Annotated in this window: 16 protein-coding genes; 12 read left to right on the top strand and 4 right to left on the bottom strand. The window is 74.7% G+C overall.

The features are described from left to right. Position 1: 1 nt before the first annotated feature. Positions 2–385 carry a cold-shock protein gene (locus tag FIC82_RS06380; protein ID WP_253691525.1) on the bottom strand — a complete coding sequence of 128 codons (384 nt, stop codon included), beginning with the start codon at positions 383–385 and terminating at the stop codon, positions 2–4. Positions 386–508: 123 nt separating this feature from the next. Continuing rightward, on the bottom strand, positions 509–1,237 hold the full coding sequence (locus tag FIC82_RS06375) for a TetR/AcrR family transcriptional regulator (protein WP_154797966.1): 729 nt from the start codon (positions 1,235–1,237) through the stop codon (positions 509–511). A 119-nt stretch (positions 1,238–1,356) separates the two neighbouring features. Between FIC82_RS06375 and FIC82_RS06370 the strand changes: the two genes are divergently transcribed. The 7 genes from FIC82_RS06370 to FIC82_RS06340 all read left to right on the top strand — a co-directional run bounded on the left by FIC82_RS06370 (position 1,357) and on the right by FIC82_RS06340 (position 13,489). Beyond that, on the top strand, positions 1,357–2,295 hold the full coding sequence (locus tag FIC82_RS06370) for an NAD-dependent epimerase/dehydratase family protein (RefSeq protein ID WP_154797965.1): 939 nt from the start codon (positions 1,357–1,359) through the stop codon (positions 2,293–2,295). A gap of 221 nt (positions 2,296–2,516) precedes the next feature. Further along, positions 2,517–3,470, top strand: coding sequence for a hypothetical protein (locus tag FIC82_RS06365; RefSeq protein WP_154797964.1), 954 nt, complete (start codon positions 2,517–2,519; stop codon positions 3,468–3,470). Positions 3,471–3,585: 115 nt separating this feature from the next. Continuing rightward, a complete protein-coding gene (locus tag FIC82_RS06360; protein ID WP_154797963.1) occupies positions 3,586–6,069 on the top strand; it encodes a helicase-associated domain-containing protein in 2,484 nt (827 codons plus the stop codon). Between the two features lie 105 nt (positions 6,070–6,174). After that, positions 6,175–7,872, top strand: a complete 1,698-nt coding sequence (locus FIC82_RS06355) for a DNA repair helicase XPB (protein ID WP_154797962.1) — start codon at positions 6,175–6,177, stop codon at positions 7,870–7,872. Positions 7,873–8,175: 303 nt separating this feature from the next. Further along, positions 8,176–10,374, top strand: coding sequence for an adenylyl cyclase (locus FIC82_RS06350; RefSeq protein ID WP_253691523.1), 2,199 nt, complete (start codon positions 8,176–8,178; stop codon positions 10,372–10,374). 151 nt (positions 10,375–10,525) lie between these two features. Then, positions 10,526–12,583 carry a TPM domain-containing protein gene (locus FIC82_RS21250; RefSeq protein WP_269808403.1) on the top strand — a complete coding sequence of 686 codons (2,058 nt, stop codon included), beginning with the start codon at positions 10,526–10,528 and terminating at the stop codon, positions 12,581–12,583. A 102-nt stretch (positions 12,584–12,685) separates the two neighbouring features. Next, positions 12,686–13,489, top strand: coding sequence for a PspA/IM30 family protein (locus FIC82_RS06340; protein WP_154797961.1), 804 nt, complete (start codon positions 12,686–12,688; stop codon positions 13,487–13,489). A 476-nt stretch (positions 13,490–13,965) separates the two neighbouring features. On the opposite strand, the gene FIC82_RS06335 is transcribed toward FIC82_RS06340, so the two are convergent. After that, positions 13,966–14,724: a type 1 glutamine amidotransferase gene (locus FIC82_RS06335; RefSeq protein ID WP_168731555.1), complete on the bottom strand. Its 759-nt coding sequence runs from the start codon at positions 14,722–14,724 to the stop codon at positions 13,966–13,968. Between the two features lie 92 nt (positions 14,725–14,816). Between FIC82_RS06335 and FIC82_RS06330 the strand changes: the two genes are divergently transcribed. Further along, positions 14,817–15,416, top strand: coding sequence for an NYN domain-containing protein (locus FIC82_RS06330; protein WP_154797959.1), 600 nt, complete (start codon positions 14,817–14,819; stop codon positions 15,414–15,416). Between the two features lie 81 nt (positions 15,417–15,497). Here the strand turns inward: FIC82_RS06330 and FIC82_RS06325 are convergent, their stop codons facing one another. After that, entirely contained in the window at positions 15,498–16,751 is a 1,254-nt protein-coding gene (locus FIC82_RS06325; RefSeq protein WP_216609997.1) for a winged helix DNA-binding domain-containing protein, read from the bottom strand. Between the two features lie 135 nt (positions 16,752–16,886). Between FIC82_RS06325 and FIC82_RS06320 the strand changes: the two genes are divergently transcribed. The 4 genes from FIC82_RS06320 to FIC82_RS06305 all read left to right on the top strand — a co-directional run bounded on the left by FIC82_RS06320 (position 16,887) and on the right by FIC82_RS06305 (position 20,777). After that, entirely contained in the window at positions 16,887–17,624 is a 738-nt protein-coding gene (locus FIC82_RS06320) for a response regulator transcription factor (RefSeq protein WP_154797958.1), read from the top strand. Between the two features lie 194 nt (positions 17,625–17,818). Next, positions 17,819–19,384, top strand: a complete 1,566-nt coding sequence (locus FIC82_RS06315) for a sensor histidine kinase (RefSeq protein WP_253691521.1) — start codon at positions 17,819–17,821, stop codon at positions 19,382–19,384. Positions 19,385–19,621: 237 nt separating this feature from the next. Further along, positions 19,622–20,353 (top strand): HD domain-containing protein, encoded by a 732-nt coding sequence (locus FIC82_RS06310; RefSeq protein ID WP_154797956.1) that lies wholly within the window; start codon positions 19,622–19,624, stop codon positions 20,351–20,353. Between the two features lie 130 nt (positions 20,354–20,483). Further along, on the top strand, positions 20,484–20,777 hold the full coding sequence (locus tag FIC82_RS06305) for a WXG100 family type VII secretion target (RefSeq protein ID WP_154797955.1): 294 nt from the start codon (positions 20,484–20,486) through the stop codon (positions 20,775–20,777). Positions 20,778–20,785: the final 8 nt, after the last annotated feature.

Here is a 20,785-nt window from a genome sequence, read left to right as displayed (position 1 = left end):
GTCAGCCCTCGATCTCGTCGGCGACCACGCGCAGGACCTTGGCGACCATCGTGGACTTGTTCTTGTCCGGGTACCGGCCACGGCGCAGCCCGTTGCCGATCCCGTCGAGCTCCTTGATGAGGTCCTCCACGATGACCGCCATCTCGTCCGCCGAGCGACGCTTCGCCTTGACCACGGACGGGGCCGGGTCGAGGAGCTTGACCGCGAGCGCCTGCGGGCCGCGGCGACCGTCGGCGACGCCGAACTCGACCCGGGCGCCCGGCTTGGGCGCGGCGGCGTCGGCGGGCAGCGCGGAGGCGTGCAGGAAGACCTCTCCGCCGTCGTCGCCCGCGATGAAGCCGAACCCGCGTTCGGTGTCGAACCACTTGACCTTGCCGGTGGGCACGTGAACCTCGTTCGTGCTCGTAGGAACCAGAACCCCCAGGCTACCGGGCACGCGGCGGCAAAGCCGCATCGATACCACGCGGGCGGCGCGCGCCCGCTCCCGGGCGACGCGGCGGCACCCCGGTCAGCGCGTCGCGGACCGCGGGACCACGCCCGCGTCCGCCCCCACCCGCAGCGCGACGGCGTCGTACCAGTCGGCGTAGTCGGCCACCGTGCGGTGGAGGTGGCCGAACAGCTCGAAGGACACCGTGCCGAACAGGGTGGTCCAGGCCATGAGCGTGCGCACGACGGCCTCCGGCGGGGCGTCGACGCCGACGAGCCCGCGCGCGGAGACGTACGCGAGGGCGGGGGCGACCAGCGCGGACGCGTCGCCTCCCGACGCCGGCGCGGGCGCCGGGTCCCCACTGTCGGCCCAGGAGTCGGCGACGACGCGGACGAGGGCGCGCACGACGCGCGTCGCGGGCTCGACGGTGTCCTGCGGCGCCGCGTACCCCGGGACGGGCGTGCCGTAGAGCAGCGCGAAGTCGCCCGGCCGCTCGACGCACCACGCCCGCAGCGCCCGGCACGCAGCGAGCCACCGGCCCGGGAGGTCGTCGCGCGCGACGGCGGCCTCCGCGGCCTCGACGGCGGTGCCGAGCTCGTCGTAGCACTCGACGAGGAGCGCGGTGAGGAGCGCGTCGCGGCTCGGGACGTAGCGGTAGACGGCGGAGGACACCATGCCGACGTCGCGTGCGACGGCCCGCAGCGAGAGCGCGGCGGGGCCGTCGGACACGAGTCGCGCGCGGGCGGCGTCGAGGATCTCGCGCGTGAGGGTCTCGCGTGCCAGGGCGCGGGCGGTCCGGGGTGCCGTCATCCCGCCAGGGTGTCAGACGAGAGCAGCGCCCACAAACGAGAGCACCGCTCTTGTCTTTCGTGGCGCGGCGTGCGAGGCTCGCACCGGAACGAGAGCACTGCTCTCGGGAAGGAGAGACCATGTCCAGCGCCCCCACCTCCGCCGACCGGCACGTCGTCGTCGGCGCCGGGCCCGTCGGCCGGCACGTCGCCGCCGAGCTCGCGACCCGTGGCTCGCACGTCACCGTCGTCACCCGCAGCGGCCGGGACACCGGCGTCGCGGGCGTCACGCACCTCGCCCTCGACGCGTCCGACGCCGACGCCCTCACGCGTGTGGCCGACGGCGCCGACGTGCTCTACAACTGCGCCAACCCCGGCGACTACACGCAGTGGGAACGGGTCTGGCCGCCGCTCGCCGCCGCGCTGCTGACCGCCGTCGAGCGCACGGGCGCCGTCTACGCGATCACCGGCAACCTCTACCCCTACGGTCCCGTCGACGGGCCGATGACCGAGGACCTGCCCGACGCCGCGACGGACCACAAGGGCGTCCTGCGCGCGCGCCTGTGGGCCGACGCGCTCGCCGCGCACCGGGCCGGTCGCGCGCGGGTCGTCGAGGTGCGCAGCTCCGACTTCGTCGGCCCCGGCGTCGGGGGCAACGGCCACGTCTCGCGCGTCGTCCCGGCCGCCTTGCGGGGACGGGCCGTGACGATGATCGGGCGCACCGACCAGCCGCACACGTTCACCGACGTCCGGGACGCCGCACGCACCCTCGTCGCGGCCGCCGCCGACCCCGGCGCGCACGGCCGCACGTGGCACACCCCGAGCAACCCGCCGCGCACGCAGCGCGACGCTCTCACCGACGTCCTCGCGAGCGTCGGGCACCCGCCCGTCCGGGTCCGCTCCCTGCGCGGCGCCGGGCTCGCCGCCGCCGGCCTCTTCTCCCCGCTGCTGCGCGAGCTGCGCGACCTCGCCTACCAGTGGGACCGCCCCTACGTCCTCGACGACACGGCGGCGCGCACCCGCTTCGGGATCGAGCCCACCCCCTGGGACGAGGTCTGCCGCCGCACCGCCCGCGGCTGACCGGACACGCGACGTCGGCACCTCCTGCCGAGTTCGGCGGTCGCGCACGAGATCGGCGGTCGTACGTGCCGATGTCGGCGGAACCCGCCGACATCGCGCGGGCCTGAGCTCGCGCAGACGCGTCGAGAACGCCGTCCACACCCCGGGCGCCGTGCGTCGTCGTCCACAGCCCCGGTGCGGGCAGGACCGCGACTGCCTCGGGAGCGGCACGATCCGTCACCATGTCGAGACGAGAGCCCGAGCCCGCCCTGCACCTCGCGCGCGAGCACCTTCCCGAAGAGGTCCGACGGCGCCTGGCCGACGGCGAGTGGGAGCGTCTGCGGCGCGGCGCCTACCGCGACGCGCCTCCACCGGACCGCCCGCCGGCCGCGGCGGCCCGCGCGCTCGTGGTGGCCCGAGCACGTGCCGTCGCCCACGCCCTCCGAGCCGACCCCGTCGTGAGCCACGCGTCCGCGGCGCTCCTCCACGGGCTGCCCCTGTGGACCCTCCCCACGACGACCCACGTGGTCCAGTCGTACCGACGGTCGGGCTCGGCGGCGCGTGACGTGACGCGGCACGTGGCCGAGGTCGGCGTCGAGGACCGCGCGACCGTCCTCGGCGTCACCACGACCTCGCTCGCGCGCACCGTCGCCGACTGCCTGCGGACGATGCCCGCGCTCGACGCCCTCGTCGTCGCAGACGCGGCCCTCGCGCGCGGCCTCCGACGGTCCGACGTCGAGGACGTCCTCGACCGTCGACCGCGAGGTCGCGGTTCCCGTCGGTCCCGGTACGTGCTCGGGCTCGCGGACCCGGGCGCGGAGTCGGCCCGCGAGACCTGGCTGCGGTACGTCCTCGTCCGGACCGGGCTGCCCCGGCCCGAGACGCAGGTTCCGCTCCGCACCGAGGTCGGCGGCGTCCGGGTCGACCTGGGCTGGACGCGGTGGCGGCTGCTGCTGGAGTTCGACGGCCTCGTGAAGTACCGCACCGGACCGTCCGGGCTGGCGCCGCGCGAGGACCCCGGGCGTGTGCTCGTGCAGGAGAAGCTGCGACAGGAGGCGATCGAGCGCACAGGCAACCGCCTGCTGCGCGTCACGTCCCGGGACCGGCCGTCGCACGTCGTGGCGCGCGTGGTCCGGCACGTCCCGTCCGACGTCGTCCGCGGCCTCCGACCCGACCCGTTCCTGCCGCCGCTGTGAGCTCGGCGGTCGTGCACGACGTCGGCACGTCCGGCCGAGATCGGCAGTCCGGACCGCCGACCTCGACCACGATCGCCGATCTCGTCGGTACCAGCCGGCGCGTAACATCGAACGGATGGCCACCTCCCGGCCCGAGCGGCCCACGACGTACAGCGAGTCGCTGCGTCAGCGCGACGACGCCGCCCTGGTCGCGCTGCTCCGGCGGCGCCCGGACCTCGCGACCCCGTCCCCCTCGACGCTCCTCTCGCTCGCCGCGCGCGCGATGAACCGGACGAGCCTGGAGCGCGCGCTCGCCGGTCTGGACGAGCTGACGCTCACGGTCCTCGAGTCGGTCCTGGTGCTCGACTCGGTGGGGTCCGTCGCGACGGCGACGTCGGTCGGCCGGGCGACGGGGGTCGACCGCGGGACGGTCACCTCGTCGTTGACCGTGCTCGACGAGCTCGCGCTGGTCTGGCCCCGGGGCGCGCGGTCGGCCGGGTTCCGTCCGGCACCGGGGCTGGCCGAGGTCCTCGGGCCGCACCCTGCCGGCCTCGGCCCCGCGTCCACACCCCCGGACGTCGTCGGTGCCACCGACCCGGGGGCACCGGGTGGTTCCGCGCCGCTCCCGCTGCCCGACGACGCACCGCCGGGTGCCCGGGCGATCCTCGACGCGCTGGCCTGGGGTCCGCCGGTCGGCGTCGCCCCCCGCTCGGACGCGTCCGCCCGGCACGCGACGGCCTGGCTCGTCGGGCACGGCTACCTGCGCGCGACCGACGAGCGGCACGTCGTGCTGCCGCGCGAGGTCGGGCTCGCTCTGCGCGGCGGGCGCACCCATCGCGACGTCCGGACGGACCCACCGGTCCCCGCGGTGGCCGGGCTCCCGGCTGCGACGGTCGGCGCGGAGTCCGCGAGCGCCGGGCTCGAGGCCGTGCGGCTCGTCGCCCGGCTCGTGACGCACTGGACGGAGCACCCGCCGGGCGTGCTGCGCGCCGGCGGTCTCGGGGTGCGCGACCTGCGGCGCGCCGCGCTCGCGCTCGAGGTCGACGACGCGACGGCGGCCGCGGTCGTCGAGCTGGCGGCTGCCGCGGGTCTCGTGGCCGACGACGGCGACGACCCGCCGACGTTCGCCCCGACGCTCGCCGCGGAGGACTGGCTCGACGACGACCTGGGCGACCGGTGGGCGACGCTCGCCCGGGGCTGGTGGCGCTCGCGCCGCACGCCGTGGCTCGTGGGGAGCCGCGACGAGAAGGGCGCCCTGCGGGCGGCGCTCGACCCGGAGCTGTGGCGCCCGTGGGTGCCCCGGCTCCGTCGGTCCGTCCTGGACGTCCTCGACCTCACCCCCGGGCGCCCGCTCGCTGCGGCCGACGTCGTCGCGGTGCTGCGGTGGCGCACGCCGCGCGCGGTGCCGCCGGAGCAGGCCGTCGCGGGGCTGCTGCGGGAGGCCGCGCTGCTCGGGGTGACGGGAGCGGGCGCGCTCGCTCCCCCGGGGCGGGAGCTCGTCGGGTCCGACGACGGCGCGCCGTCGGACCCGGGCGCCCCGACGGACCTCGGCACCGCCTTCGAGGCGGTGCTGCCGCCCGAGATCGACGACCTGCTGCTCCAGGGCGACCTCACGGGCATCGTCCCGGGCCGCCCGTCGCGCACGCTCGAACGGCTCGTGGAGGTCGCCGCCGACGTCGAGTCGCGCGGGGCCGCGACCACCGTCCGGTTCACCCCCGACTCCGTCCTGCGCGCGCTCGACCGCGGCGCGACGGCCGACGACCTCCTCGGAGAGCTCGCGGCGCACTCGCGCACGCCCGTTCCCCAGCCGCTCGAGTACCTGGTGCGCGACACGGCCCGCCGTCACGGCCGGGTGCGCGTGGGGACGGCGTCGTCGTACGTGCGCGCGGAGGACCCGGTGCTGCTCGCGGGGATCGCGGAGGACCCGGCCCTGCGCGGGCTGGGCCTGGTGCTGCTCGCGCCGACGGTCCTCGCGTCCGCGGCGCCCGCCGGAGAGCTCCAGGACGCGCTGCGCGCGCGGGGCGTCCCGGCCGTCGTGGAGGGCCCGGACGGGCGCGTGCTCGTCGCGGACCGGGCTGGGCGGCGGGGCGGTCCCGACGACGTCGGACCGGCCCGACGCGGTCGGCTCGCCCCCGCGGGTCGGCGCGGTCGCCCACGGGCGGGGGTCGTGCCGGGCTCCGGTGCGCGCGTCGACGAGCCAGGCCCCGGCCACGACCGGAGGGACGCGCGGTTCGCGGACCTCGTGGCACGGCTGCGGGCCGCCGACAACCGCGCCACCACGCAGGGCGACGGCCGCAGGGACCGCGCCGCAGGGGGCGGCGACGGCCCGGGCCCGGCCGGGCGGGCGGCGTCGGGCACGAACGGGCACGGCGCGAACGGGATCGGGGAGGGAACAACCGACCCGGTGGCCGCGTTGGGCCTGCTGCGCGAGGCGATCTCGGACGGTGCGACCGTCTGGCTCGAGATGGTCGGGGCCACGGGCTCGCTCGACCGTCGGCGGGTGCGGCCGCTCACGCTGGACGCAGGGCGGCTGCGCGCGCAGGACCCGGCGCGCGACGCCGAGCTCACGGTCGCGGTGCACCGCATCGCGTCCGTCGCCCCCGACACCCCGCGGACGTAGAACGCTGGTACCGCGAGGGAGAACCCTGGTCGCGACCACGGTTCCACCTCGCGCCACCACGGTTCTACCTCGCGGCACCACGGTTCTACCTCGGCAAGGAGACACATGACCGACGGACCCCTCATCGTCCAGAGCGACAAGTCGCTGCTGCTCGAGGTCGACCACCCGCGCGCGGACGACGCGCGCCGCGCGATCGCGCCGTTCGCCGAGCTGGAGCGCGCCCCCGAGCACGTCCACACCTACCGGCTCACGCCGCTCGGGCTGTGGAACGCGCGCGCCGCGGGCCACGACGCCGAGCAGGTCGTCAACACGCTCATCGAGTACTCGCGCTACCCGGTGCCGCACGCGCTGCTCGTCGACGTCGCGGAGACGATGTCGCGGTACGGGCGGCTCACGCTCGCGCAGCACCCGACGCACGGCCTCGTGCTCGAGGCGACGGACCGTGCGGTGCTCGCCGAGGTGCTGAAGTCCAAGCGCACCGCCGGGCTGGTGGGCGAGCACGTGGAGCCCGTCGGCGAGGGGACCGTCGCGTGCGTCAAGGTCCACCCGTCCGAGCGCGGCCACCTCAAGCAGGTGCTGGTCAAGCTCGGCTGGCCCGCGGAGGACCTCGCCGGGTACGTCGACGGCGAGAAGCACGCCATCGCGCTCAGCCCGACGACGCCGCCGCGCGTCGAGGGCGAGGCACCGAAGCCGTGGGAGATGCGCCCGTACCAGGCGCAGGCGGTGGACGGGTTCTGGCACGGCGGGAGCGGTGTCGTCGTGCTGCCGTGCGGCGCGGGCAAGACGATCGTCGGGGCGGGCGCGATGGCGAGGTCGAGCACGACGACCCTCATCCTCGTGACGAACACGGTCAGCGCGCGGCAGTGGCGCGACGAGCTCGTGCGCCGCACGACGCTGACCGAGGACGAGATCGGCGAGTACTCCGGCGCCCGCAAGGAGATCAAGCCGGTCACGATCGCGACGTACCAGGTGCTCACGACCAAGCGGAAGGGCGTGTACACGCACCTCGAGCTGCTCGACGCGCGCGACTGGGGCCTCGTGGTCTACGACGAGGTCCACCTGCTGCCCGCGCCGATCTTCCGCATGACGGCGGACCTGCAGGCACGGCGTCGGCTCGGGCTCACCGCGACGCTCGTGCGCGAGGACGGACGCGAGGACGAGGTGTTCTCGCTCATCGGGCCCAAGCGGTACGACGCCCCGTGGAAGGACATCGAGGCGCAGGGGTACATCGCGCCCGCGGACTGCGTCGAGGTGCGCCTCACGCTGCCCGAGTCCGACCGCATGACGTACGCGGTCGCGGAGCCGGAGGACAAGTACCGGCTCGCCGCGACCGCCGCGGGCAAGAACCGCGTGGTGGAGCAGATCGTCGCGCAGCACCCGGACGACCAGGTGCTCGTCATCGGGCAGTACCTCGACCAGCTCGAGGAGCTGAGCAACCACCTCGACGCGCCGCTCATCACGGGCGCGACGACGATCCGCGAGCGCCAGCGCCTGTTCGAAGCGTTCCGCTCGGGCGAGATCTCGCGGCTGGTCGTGTCGAAGGTCGCGAACTTCTCGATCGACCTGCCCGAGGCGTCGGTCGCGATCCAGGTGTCGGGCTCGTTCGGGTCGCGCCAGGAGGAGGCGCAGCGCCTCGGCCGCGTCATGCGCCCCAAGTCCGACGGTCGGACGGCGCACTTCTACGCCGTCGTCGCGCGGGACACGGTCGACCAGGACTTCGCGGCCCACCGTCAGCGGTTCCTGGCGGAGCAGGGCTACGCCTACCGCATCGTCGACGCGGAGGACCTGGGCGTCGTGCAGTGACAGGTGGGACCGCAGCGCAGCAAGGTACCCGCCCGGCACGGAACGACGCCCAGTCCGACCGAGGACACGGGGACCACGGCGTCGTGCAGTGACCGATCCCCGTTGAGTGCATGAAATCTGTCGTCTCGAACCGATTCGGGGCGACATTTTTCATGCACTCACGGGGTCGTCCCACGATGTGAGAGCGCTCCCAGGAAGTTACTGACAAGACAGTCAGTCGTGCCCTAGGCTTCCCGCGTCGGCGCGACGACGCGTCGGTGTCGGCGCGTGCGCCGGCTCCCCGTTCGAAGGAGAACACCCACCGTGACCCTCTCGACGACCATCCCCGGCACGGGCAGGACGGCCCGTCGTGCCCGTGCCGCAGGCGCGGGCGTGGCGGCCCTCGCCGTGGCCGCGACGGGCGTGGCGCTCGGCGCGCCCGCGACGGCAGCCCCGGCCACCGACCCCGACCTCGGACCGAACGTCGTCTTCATCGACGACTCGTGGTCGGTGGACCAGATCAACACCTACCTCGCGTCCATCAACGACGAGGCGGAGTTCAGCCAGGACCGGCACGCCGTGTTCTTCGAGCCCGGCGTGTACGGCGACGCGTCCGGTCAGGACGACCCGGCGACGGCGACCGGCATCGTCAACGCCGAGGTCGGCTACTACACCGCGATCGCGGGTCTCGGCGCGCAGCCGGACGACGTGCTCATCCACGGCGCGCTGAGCGTGCAGCCGGTCGTGAGCTGCCCGAACAACCCGTGGGACTGCCAGGACCCCGGCTCGCTGACGCGCTTCTGGCGCTCGCTGAGCAACGTCGCGATCAACCCGATCCAGCGCCCGGTCGACGAGGACGTGAACCGCCCGTTCCCGGCCGGGATCACCGACCCGCACCAGCTCCGCTTCGCGGTCTCGCAGGCCGCACCCCTGCGCCGCGTCGACATCCAGGGCGACCTCACCGTGTTCGGCCGCTTCGGCGAGTACGCCAGCGGCGGCTACCTCGCGAACTCGCGCGTCTCGGGCCGCCTCGTGACCGGCTCGCAGCAGCAGTGGTACACCCGCAACTCCGAGGTCGGTACCTGGGACGGCGGCGTGTGGAACATGGTGTTCTCCGGCGTCGAGGGTGCCCCGGCCACGGACTTCGGGCCCCGGCCCGACGGCACCGTCGGCAACAAGACGACGCTCGGCACGACGCCGCTGAGCCGGGAGGCGCCGTTCCTCTTCCGCGACGGCGAGGACCTCGCCGTGTTCGTCCCGGACGCGCGGACCGAGACTCGCGGTGTCGACTGGTCGACGGACGCGGACGCGGGCCAGAAGCTGTCCCTCGACAGCTTCTTCGTCGCCCACGAGGGCGACTCGGCGGCGGAGATCAACGCGGCTCTCGCCACCGGCAAGAACCTCCTGCTCACGCCCGGCGTCTACCACCTCGACGAGGCGATCCGCGTCGAGAACCCCGACACGGTCGTGCTGGGGCTCGGCTACGCGTCGCTCGCGCCGACGTCGGGCACAGCGGCCCTGGAGATCGGCGACGTCGCGGGCGTCAAGGTCGCCGGCATCACCGTCGACGCCGGCCCGGTCGAGTCGGACGTCCTCGTGCGCGTCGGTCCGGCGGACGCGCACGTGGCGGACGCCGACGACCCGACGACGCTGACCGACGTGTTCGTCCGCATCGGCGGCCCGTGGGTCGGCAGGGCGACGACGAGCATCGAGGTCAACAGCGACCACGTGCTCATGGACCACATCTGGGCCTGGCGCGGCGACCACGGCAGCGGCATCGGGTGGGACCAGAACACGGGCGACCACGGCGTCGTCGTGAACGGCGACGACGTGACCGCCACGGGCCTGTTCGTCGAGCACTACCAGAAGAACCAGACGATCTGGAACGGCGAGCGCGGCCGCACGGTGTTCTACCAGAGCGAGATCCCCTACGACCCGCCGAGCCAGGCCGCGTTCATGGACGGCGACCGCAAGGGGTACGCGTCGTACCGGGTGGGCGACCACGTCCAGCGCCACGACGCCGTCGGGCTGGGCGTGTACTCGTTCTTCAACCAGGGCGTCGACGTGCGCGTCGCGAGCGGGATCCAGACCCCCGTCCGCGCGGGCGTGACGTTCCGGTCCATGACGAGCGTCTTCCTCAACGGATCCGGCGGCATCGAGCACGTCGTCAACGACACGGGCGCGTCCGCCGTCGGGTCGTTCGCCTCGCCGCAGGTCGTCGCGTACCCGACCGACCTGCCCGCGGAGGCGGACGTGACGGTCGAGGCCACGACGCGCTGCCTCGCGGGCAAGGCGTACGTCGCGGTCCGGGCGACCAACGGCGGCGAGGCGCCGCTCGCGGTGACGCTCTCGACGCCGTTCGGGTCGCGCACCGTCGCGAGCGTCGCCCCGGGCGCGAACGCGTACCAGTCGTTCGCCGTCCGCGCCGCCTCGGTGGCGGCAGGCGACGCCGTCGTCAGCGCGAGCACCGGCGGGGTCACGAGCGAGGTCGGCGCGCCGTACGCGGCGCTGACCTGCGGGTGAGCGGCCGCCCCGGCTGAGCACCGCGAGGCCCGCCTCCCCCACGGAGGCGGGCCTCGCCGTCGTCCCGGGGCTCACGACGGCGCGGCGCGAGCGCTCCGTGGACGCTCCGGTACCGATTGCGGGACCCCGGTCGCTGGGAAAGGATCGGCGCGTGAGCACGGCCGACCGTCACTCGCTCCCCCGCGACGCCGCGGACCGTGGCGCCCGTGCGCTCCTCGCCCTCGTCACCTCGTTCGTCGCCGCCGCGACGGTCGCCGCACTCGTCCTGCTCGTCCCGGCCGGGACCGCGCAGGCCGTCCCCCCGATGGACGTCACGAACGAGATCACCGACCCCGACGGGGTCCTCGGCGACCGGACCGGAGACGTCGAGGACGCGCTCGACCGCCTCGCCCAGAACACCGACCTGCAGCTCTTCGTCGTCTACGTCGCGAGCTTCGACGGCATGGACGGCGTGGACTGGGCGAACGCGACCGCCAACGCGTCCGGGCTCGGCGTCGACGACCTGCTCCTCGCCGTCGCGACGGAGGACCGCCGCTACGGGATCTCCTACGACAACAACGTGTCCCTCACGGACGCCGAGATCGACCGGATGGCCTCGGCGGTCGAGGACGAGCTGCGCGACGACGACTGGGCGGGCGCGGCGATCGCGGCGGCCGAGACGGCGCGGGGCGCGAGCCAGGGCTCCGGGGGCGTGCCCTGGCTCTGGGTGCTGCTGGGCCTGGGCGCGCTCGTGGTCGTCGTCGTGCTGGTCGTGCGCGCGGTCGCGAGGCGACGCCGCTCCCACGCTGCCGGCGCACCCGCGGACGGGGACGAGCTGGGGAGCCTGCCGACCGACGAGCTGAGCCGTCGCGCGAGCGCGGCCCTCGTCGCGATCGACGACGCCGTGAAGACCTCGGAGCAGGAGCTCGGCTTCGCCCAGGCGCAGTTCGGCCTCGAGGCGACGCAGCAGTTCTCGGCCGCGCTGGCCGAGGGCAAGCGGAAGGTCTCGGAGGCGTTCGCGCTGCGCCAGCAGCTCGACGACGACCGCCCCGAGACCGAGCCGCAGGCCCGGGACGCGATGGCGCGCATCGTCACGCTGTGCGACGAGGTCGCGGACGCGCTCGACGCCCAGTCCCGCACGTTCGACGAGCTGCGCGACCTCCAGGCGCGCGCACCCCAGGTGCTCGACGAGACCGACCAGCGAGCGAGCGAGGTCCTCGCGCGCGTCGAGCCCGCGCGCGCGACGCTCGACGGTCTCGCCCGCACCTACCCGCCGACGGCGCTCGCGTCCGTGGCCCAGAACCCCGACCAGGCGCGGGCGCTCGTCGCGAACGCGCAGGAGTCCGTCGTCCGGGGTCGCGAGGCGCTCGCCGCCAAGGACCGCGCGACGGCGGTCGCGCTCGCCCGGGCCGCGCAGAACGCCGTCGGGCAGGCGGTCACGCTGCTCGACGCCGTCGACCGTGCCGGAGCCGACCTCGCCGAGTCCGGCCCGCGCCTCGACCGGGGCCTCGCGTCCATCACGTCCGACATCGCCGACGTCGGCCGGCTCGCCCCCGCGGACCCCGCCGTGGCGCCCGCGCTCGCGGAGGCGCAGGCCGCGGCGACGGGAGCGAGCGCGGCCCGCGACGGCGGCGACCCGCTCGCCGCGCTGCGCCGTCTCACCGAGGCCGAGGCCGCGCTCGACGCCGCGCTCGCCCCGTTCCGCGAGCGCGCCGAGCAGGCCGCGCGCGCCAACGCCCTCCTGCGGGACACGCTCGCGCGTGTCGACTCGCAGGTCCGCGCGACGAACGACTTCATCGAGACCCGGCGCGGCGCCGTCGGGCCGGAGGCACGCACCCGGCTCTCGGAGGCGATCCGCCTGCTCGGCGAGGCCCGTGCCCTCCAGCCGACCGATCCCGTCGCGGCCCTGGATCGCGCGCAGCAGGCCGACGCCCAGGCGCAGTCCGCCGCCCAGCGCGCCCAGCAGGACGCGTCGAGCTGGCAGTCGTCGCAGGGCGGCGGGACGTTCGGGGGCGGCGGTGGCGGCGGGAGCAACGTCGGGGGCATGGTGCTCGGCGGCATCCTGCTCGACTCGATCCTGCGCGGCGGCGGGGGCGGACGCTCCGGCGGGTTCGGGGGCGGGAGCTTCGGCGGTGGTTCCGGTGGCGGCGGGTTCGGCGGCGGCCGGTCGGGCGGGCGCTCCGGCGGCCGGTCCTCGGGCGGGCGCTCGGGCCGCGGCGGGCGCTTCTGACCACGCCCGACCGCGCACCCGCGACCAGACCCACGAGACCGACGGACGAGATCAGCACGCAGCACCGACCACACGAGACCGGCTCACCAGAGAGGGACGACCATGGCGGAGAAGCAGAGCATCTTCGGACGGATCGCGCAGCTCGCCCGCGCGAACATCAACGCGCTCCTGGACAACGCGGAGGACCCGCAGAAGATGCTGGACCAGCTCGTGCGCGACTACACGAACAACATCGCCGACGCCGAGCAGGCCGTGGCGCAGACGATCGGCAACCTGCGGCTCGCCGAGCAGGACTACAACGAGGACGTCGCCGCCGTCCAGGAGTGGGGCCAGAAGGCCGTCGCCGCCTCCGCGCAGGCCGACCGCTACCGGCAGCAGGGCGACACCGGCAACGCCGACAAGTTCGACAACCTCGCGAAGATCGCGCTCGGCAAGCAGATCTCCGCCGAGGGCGAGGTCCGCCAGGCGGAGCCGCTCATCGCGTCCCAGCGCGAGTCGGTCGAGAAGCTCAAGTCCGGCCTCGCGATGATGAAGGACAAGCTCGGCGAGCTGAAGTCGAAGCGCGACTCGCTCGTCGCCCGGCAGAAGAGCGCGCAGGCGCAGCAGACGGTCCAGGGCGCGATCAGCTCGATCAACGTGCTCGACCCGACGAGCGAGATCTCCCGCTACGAGGAGATCGTGCGCCGCGAGGAGGCGCAGGCCCTCGGCCAGGCCGAGGTCGCGGCGTCGAGCATCGACTCGCAGTTCGCCGAGCTCGAGACGTCCGGCGAGGCCGTCGAGATCGAGGCACGCCTCGCAGCCCTCAAGCAGGGCTCGTCCGCCGCACCGCAGGTGTCCCCCACCCAGGTCACGCCCGCGATCGGGTCCGGCACCACCACCCAGGACGCCCCGACCTCCGACTGGTGACCCTGGCGCGGGAGACCCGAGGCTTCGCGAGACAGAACCCTGGTCGCACGAGGTAGAACCGTGGTTGCGCGAGATAGAACCGTGGTCACGCGAAGTAGAACCGTGGTTCTTGTGCCCGACGGCGGTGTGGTCGCCCTGGGTGGTCGGGGTGGGTGGTGGTGCCGCGTCTACCATCCGCCGCTCGTTCCTCGCGGCTCCCGCCAGACCCGCCACGACGCGGCACCACCACCCACCCCGCCCGGCTTCGCCTCACCCTGGTCTTCGCCCACCCAGACGACCGCAGCTCTCCCTCGCGCGGGCAGGGTTCTACCAGGGCAGGCCAGAGCTCCATCTTGCGCGACCGCGGTTCTACCTCGGCGAACCACGGTTCTACCTCGGCCGACCAGGGTTCTACCTCGGCGGGGCAGGGGGCGCGGGCCGAACCTGCGCGCGGGGACCGATCGCTGCAGGGCTCGCGGAGGTGCCGAGGTTGGGGGTCAGGCGGGGACGCTCTGCCCGACGGTCGCGCGGACCTCGGCGACGAAGGCCTCGGCGAGGCGTCGGCCGCCGTCGAGGATCTCCGGTGCGTGCTCGTCGAACCCGGCCAGGGCCGCCGCCGTGTCGACGTCGTCGAACGCGGCGCACCACGCCTCGAAGCCCGCGCGGGTCGCCTCCGGGTGGAACTGCACGCCGAGCGCGGAGCCGAGCCGGAACGCCTGGTACGGGTACATGTTGGACGACCCGAGCCAGACGGCGCCGACCGGGAGGTCCACGATCGCGTCGCCGTGCATGCTCGTCACGTACCGCACCGGGGCGTCGCCCGCGGCGAGCGCGGAGAGCACGGGGTCGGTCTCGGCGTCGGCGCGCCAGAAGACGCGGGTCGCGCCGGCCTCGCGCCCAGGGGGCGCCGCGACCTGGACCTGGCCGCCGCCGGCGACGGCGAGCAGCTGGGCCCCGAGGCAGATCCCGAGCGTCGGGACGCCGGACGTCGCGGCGGCGAGCAGGGTCTCGCGCAGCGCGGGCAGCCAGGGGGCGCGCTCGTCGTCGTGCGCGGACATGTGCCCGCCGAGGACGACGAGGCCGTCGCCGAGGTCGCCTGCCGCGGGGACCGGGTCCCCGTCGTACGGGCGCACGACCCGCAGGTCGGCGGCGAGCTGGCCGGCGTAGGCGTCGAGCGTGACGTCCGGTGAGTTCTGGACGACCGTGAGCCGGACGGTTCCGGTTGCGGCCGTGGCGTCGGTGTCGTACGTGGTCACGAGGTCCGACGGTACCCACTCCGGGGTACCCCGACGCAAACACCCACGTCGTGGACATGGCAGGCGACCGTCGCGCGGATAGGCTGACCGGCATGTCCGACCTCCAGACCTCCGACGGCCGAGCACTGACGACGCCGCGCCGCACCTACCTCGTCGTCGACGGCGAGAACATCGACGCGACGCTCGGCATGAACGTCCTGGGGCACCGTCCCGCGCCGGAGGAGCGGCCACGGTGGGACCGCATCGTCGAGTTCGCGCGCCAGGCCTGGGGCCAGGACGTCACACCGCTGTTCTTCCTCAACGCGTCGTCGGGCCAGATGCCGATGTCGTTCGTGCAGGCGCTGCTCGCGATGGGCTACCGACCGATCCCGCTCGCCGGCTCGGGCAGCGAGAAGGTCGTGGACATCGGTATCCAGCGCATGCTGGACGCGATCGCGGGCCAGCCGGGCGACGTGCTGCTCGCGAGCCACGACGGCGACTTCCTGCCGCAGGTCGAGACGCTGCTGGACGACCCGGACCGCCGCGTGGGCGTGCTCGCGTTCCGCGAGTTCGTCAACGTGCGGCTCACGGAGCTGACCGGGCGCGGCCTGGAGGTGTTCGACCTCGAGGACCACGCGGGGGCGTTCACGACCGTCCTGCCGCGCGTGCGCATCATCCCGCTCGAGGAGTTCGACCCGCTGCGCTACCTCTGACCGACCCGCTGAGTGCTGGGTACTCGTCGTCACGGTTTCCCGCCGACGACGAATACCCAGCACTCACGCGACGCCGGGCCGTCAGGCGTGGAGCTCGCGGTACAGGGGTGTGGGGAACGACGCCGTCACGCCGTCGCCGCCCAGGAGCGCCGCGATCCGCTCGGCCTCGGTCGCGACGGCCCGCTCGGCGTCCGAACCCACGTCCTCGAGCAGACGGAACGCGGGCTCCCCGCCCGGGCGGACGGCCCAGGCGCCGACGATCCGGCCCTCCCACCAGACGGTCGCACCGGCGTTGCCGATCGTGTCGAAGATCGCCGCCTTGTGCGGGCCGAGGTACCAGTCGCGCGCGGCCCAGCCCATCGTCGTCGGGTCGAGCGACGGCAGGAGCGCGACGTGGCCCGCGAGCGAGACGTCGTCGGGTCCGGGCGCGTCGGTCCCGCGCAGCATCACGCCGGCCTGCGGGGCCGGGTCGTCGTGCGTCCCGGTCTCGACCTCGACCTCGACGACGTCGAGCGGTGCGAGCGCGGCGCGCGTGTCCCGCTGGTTCCAGCCGGTCCACCACGTCAGGTCCTTGACCGTCGCCGGCCCGAACACCTCGAGCCAGGAGCGGGCAAGCGCCGTGCGCGCGGCCGCCTCCTCCATCGCGGAGATACCGCCCGGGAACCAGTCCTCGACGGGCGACCAGACGTGCCGGTTGGACGACCACGAGCCGCGCGGCTCGCCGCGCACGACCGCGCCCTCCGCGGAGAGCAGCGACATGAGCTGGGACGTCATCGTGCGGCGCACGTCCCACGACTTGTCGGTCGTGGGCAGGAACGCGGTGCGCAGGAGCGGTGCGGCCTTCGACAGGCTCGCGCCGTCCATCGGCCCGTGCTCCGCGAGCGCGCCGTGCACCTGGGCCTCGACGGCGGCGAGGAAGGTCGCCGCGTCGTCGACCGGTGGGTCCGTGGGCAGCGTCGCGAGCTCCTTGAGCAGGCGGGCGCGCAGCCGCCGGGCGACGGCGAGCGCCGCGGCCGCGTGCACGACGGGCACGGTCTCGCGCCGCACGACGAACATCGTGCGCCGCATGGCGAGCACCTTGACCAGGGTGCGCCGCCGGAACACGGCGTCCCGGACGTCGTCGAGCACGAGCCCGGGGACGCGCGCGAGGACGGACAGGTAGACGCTCGGGGCGTCGGTGGCGTGCAGGGCGAGCAGCCGGTCGACGACGTCCTCCGGCGTGCGGGCCGCCGGGCGTCCGGGCTGGTCCGTCGCGAGCGCGAGCTGTTGCGCGACGAGCCGCCGTCGCCTCTGGTCCACCGTGATCCGCACGTCGACCATCTTGCCGGAGGCCACCCACGCGCCCCCGCCGAGACGTGAGGATCCGCCCCGGATCCGGGCGATCTCGGGCCGGACCTTCCCGTCTCGGCACGCTCGGTCGGTGGAGCGCCCTCCCAGGCGACTCCCAGACCACGGGAGGACACTGGGAGCATGAGCACCACGCCTGAGGCACGCCTCGTCGTCGTCGACGACGAGCCGAACATCCGCGAGCTGCTGGCCACGTCCCTGCGCTTCGCCGGGTTCGAGGTCCACGCCGCCGCGGACGGGCAGAGCGCCCTGCGGCTCGTGCGCGACGTCGAGCCCGACCTCGTCGTGCTCGACGTCATGCTGCCGGACATGGACGGGTTCACCGTCACGCGCCGCCTGCGCGAGAAGGGGCAGCACACGCCCGTCGTGTTCCTCACCGCGAAGGACGACACGCGCGACAAGGTCACCGGCCTCACCGTCGGCGGCGACGACTACGTGACGAAGCCGTTCAGCCTGGAGGAGGTCGTGGCGCGCATCCGCGCGGTGCTGCGCCGCACGCACGCCGAGCCGGTCGAGGACGCGGTGCTGCGCTTCGCCGACCTGGAGATGGACGAGGACTCGCACGAGGTCCGCCGCGCGGGCATCGACGTCGACCTCTCGCCCACGGAGTTCAAGCTCCTGCGCTACCTCATGCTCAACGCGGGCCGCGTGCTGTCGAAGGCGCAGATCCTCGACCACGTGTGGCAGTACGACTGGGGCGGCGACGCGAACATCGTCGAGTCCTACATCTCCTACCTGCGCCGCAAGATCGACAACCTCACCGTGCCCGGCCCCGACGGCGAGCCCGTCGCCCTCCCGCCGCTCATCCACACCAAGCGCGGCGTGGGCTACCTGCTGCGCCAGCCGCCCACGACGTCATGACGGCCGGCCCCGACCGCACGACGGCGGGTGCCCGCCCGGTCCCCCCGCCTCCCCCGCCCTCGGGGAGCCGCGCCACCGCGACCGACTCCGCGACGGGCAGACAGGCCGAGTCTGCGTCCGGCTCAGCGTCCGGCTCAGCGTCCGGCGCAGCGGTCGGCACCGCGACGTCGGGGCCGGGCGACCCGCCCCCCGGCGTGGCGTCCGCGGCGGCCCCGGGCGACGGCGGCCCGACGGCGGAGCGCCCCTACGGCCGCCCCGTCCCGACGCAGGGGTGGGGCTGGTTCGCGCGCGTTCCGCTGCGGGCCCGGCTCGTCGCGATCACGGTGCTCCTGCTCGCCGCGGGGCTCGGGCTGGCGTCGGCGGTCACGACGACGGTCGTGTCGAGCTACCTGGTCGACCAGGTCGACGCGCAGCTGGAGCGGTCGGCCGAGTCCGTCGCGAACATCACCCTGAACGAGCGGATCGGTGCAGGGTCACAGCTGCCCAGCGACTACTTCGTCCTCGTGCGGCCGAAGGGAGGAGACGAGATCCCGCTCCGGTGGCCCCAGACGGTGAACCTGTACGGCGTGCCGAACATCCCGGCGATGTCCGACCCCGAGGTCCAGGCGAGCCAGCAGGTCCCGTTCACGGTCGACTCCGAGGGTGGCGTGGAGCCCGCGCAGTGGCGCGTGGTGTCGTTCTTCTACGGCTCGAACCTCACGAGCGAACGCGAGGGGACGGCGTTCGTCGCCCTCCCGCTGACCGGCATCCACGAGACGGTCAAGGTGCTGGGCCGCGCGCTCGCGCTCTCGGCGTTGGGTATCGCCCTGGTCGGCGGCGCCATCGCCTACCTCGCGGTGCACCGCGCGCTGCGGCCGCTGCGCGAGATCGAGGAGACGGCGGCGGACATCGCCGCGGGCGACCTGTCGCGGCGCGTGCGCCCCGCCCCGCCGACGACCGAGGTGGGTTCGCTGGCGGCGTCGCTCAACGCGATGCTCTCCCAGATCGAGGAGGCGTTCGCCGTCCAGGAGGCGTCCGAGGAGCGGATGCGGCGGTTCGTCTCCGACGCGAGCCACGAGCTGCGCACGCCGCTCGCGACGATCCGCGGCTACGGCGAGCTGTACCGGATGGGTGCGCTCGACACGCCCGACAAGGTCGACGACACGATGGGGCGCATCGAGGACTCGGCGAACCGCATGGGCACGCTCGTCAACGACCTGCTCGCGCTCGCACGCCTCGACGAGGGCCGGCCGCTGCGGCACGACCCGCTGGACCTCGTCGCGCTCGCCCGAGACTCCGCGCAGGACCTGCACGCGCTCGACCCGTCGCGCGACGTCCGGCTCGTCGGGCTGGCACCGGGCGCCGGCGCCCCGCAGGAGCTGCAGGTCGTGGGCGACGAGGACCGGTTGCGGCAGGTGCTCGCGAACCTCGTCGGGAACGTCGCGCGCCACACGCCCGCGGGGACCCCGGTCGAGATCGCGCTCGGCGTCGCCCGCCCCTCGCCGCCGCCCGGTGACGCCGCGCAGGGCGCTCCGCCCGGCGACGAGGTCGCCGTGCTCGAGGTGCGCGACCACGGCCCCGGAGTACCCGGCGAGCAGCGCGAGCGGGTGTTCGAGCGGTTCTACCGGGCCGACTCGTCCCGCAACCGCGCGTCGGGAGGGTCCGGGCTCGGCCTGGCGATCGTCGCCGCGATCGTGGGCGCCCACCGCGGGCGGGTGTCCGTGCGCGAGACGACGGGCGGCGGGCTCACGGTCCGCGTGGACCTCCCGCGCGCCTCCTGACCGTCGGGTACGCCCCCGCCCCCGCCACCCGCGGCCCCGTGAGTGGCGCGCCTCGACGCCACGCGCGGAGGCCGCCCCTCGGTCCCGAGACACCGTCGAGTGCGGCTACGATGGCGGGTCGTCCCGCGAGACCTACGCTGGTGGTGGGGTCGCGCGGCGACGTCGTGGCCTCCGCTCCGGGCACTCGCCCGGTGACGACCGCCTCGTCTCCTCGTCCGTCGAAGAAGGCTGAAGTTCATGGGCGTCAACAGCGCCGACGCACCGCAGTGGTTCCTCTCCTCGTTCGTCCGCAGCGCCCGCGGCGCCGGGGCGACCGCCTCGGACGACGAGGTCCGCGCCGTCGGGCAGGCGCTGCTCGACCGCTGGGACCAGCCCGGCCGCCACTTCCACAACCTGCGGCACCTCGCCGACGTGCTGGGACGGGTCGACGAGCTCTCCCAGGAGACGCACGACCCCGACCTCGTCCGCCTCGCGGCGTGGTACCACGGCGCGATCTTCGACGCGAAGGGGCGCGCGACGTACGCGAACAAGGGCGGCGAGGATGAGACGGCGAGCGCGGCGCTCGCCGACGCCGAGCTCACGCGCCTCGGCGTGCCCGGGCCCGCGGTGCGGCGGGTCGCGCACCTCGTGAACGCGCTCGTGCGGCACGCGCCGGACGCGACCGACTTCGACTGCGCGGTGCTGTGCGACGCGGACCTCGCGATGCTGGCGGCGGAGCCGCAGCGTTACAAGGAGTACCTCAAGGACGTGCGCGACGAGTACGCGCACATCCCGAAGCCCGACTACGTGCGGGCCCGCATCGCGATCCTGACCAAGCTCCTCGACCGCTCCTCGCTCTTCTCGAGCCCGTTGGGTGCCGCGTGGGAGGAGCCCGCGCGTCAGAACCTCGACGCGGAGCTGCAGCGCCTGCGCAAGGAGCAGCTCAAGCTGGCCGAGGCATCGGCGCCGTCCACAGGTCAGGGCGCCTGACCCGTCGTCCACAGGTCGTCTCGGTGGACGCACGCCACGGGCCCCTCGCGGCCTAGCGTCCTCGACGAGCGCCGGCGACCGTCGGCGTGGTGGCCCGCCGGCCACGGAGCACGAGACGACGGAGGACGACATGAGCCGGTACGAGGTCGACAGCACGCGCGTCGCCCAGGCGAGCGCGGCGGTCAACGGGTCGGTCACGGCGATCCGCACGGAGGTCGGAGCGATGATGCGCCACCTCACGGACCTGCAGGCGTCGTGGCGGGGTGGCGCGGCGACGTCCTTCACGGGCGTGATGACGCAGTGGCAGGCCACGCAGAACCAGGTCGAGCTCGCGCTCGACGACATCACGGCCGCGCTCGGCGCGGCGGCGCAGACCTACGCCGACGCCGAGTCCCAGGCCGCGCGCCTGTTCACGACCCGGTAGACCCGCGC

Source organism: Cellulosimicrobium protaetiae (assembly GCF_009708005.2).
In the GTDB taxonomy this organism is placed as follows: Bacteria; Actinomycetota; Actinomycetes; order Actinomycetales; family Cellulomonadaceae; genus Cellulosimicrobium; species Cellulosimicrobium protaetiae.
The sequence above is the reverse complement of the archived record's forward strand: the minus strand, read 5'-3'. Positions and strand labels throughout refer to the sequence as shown.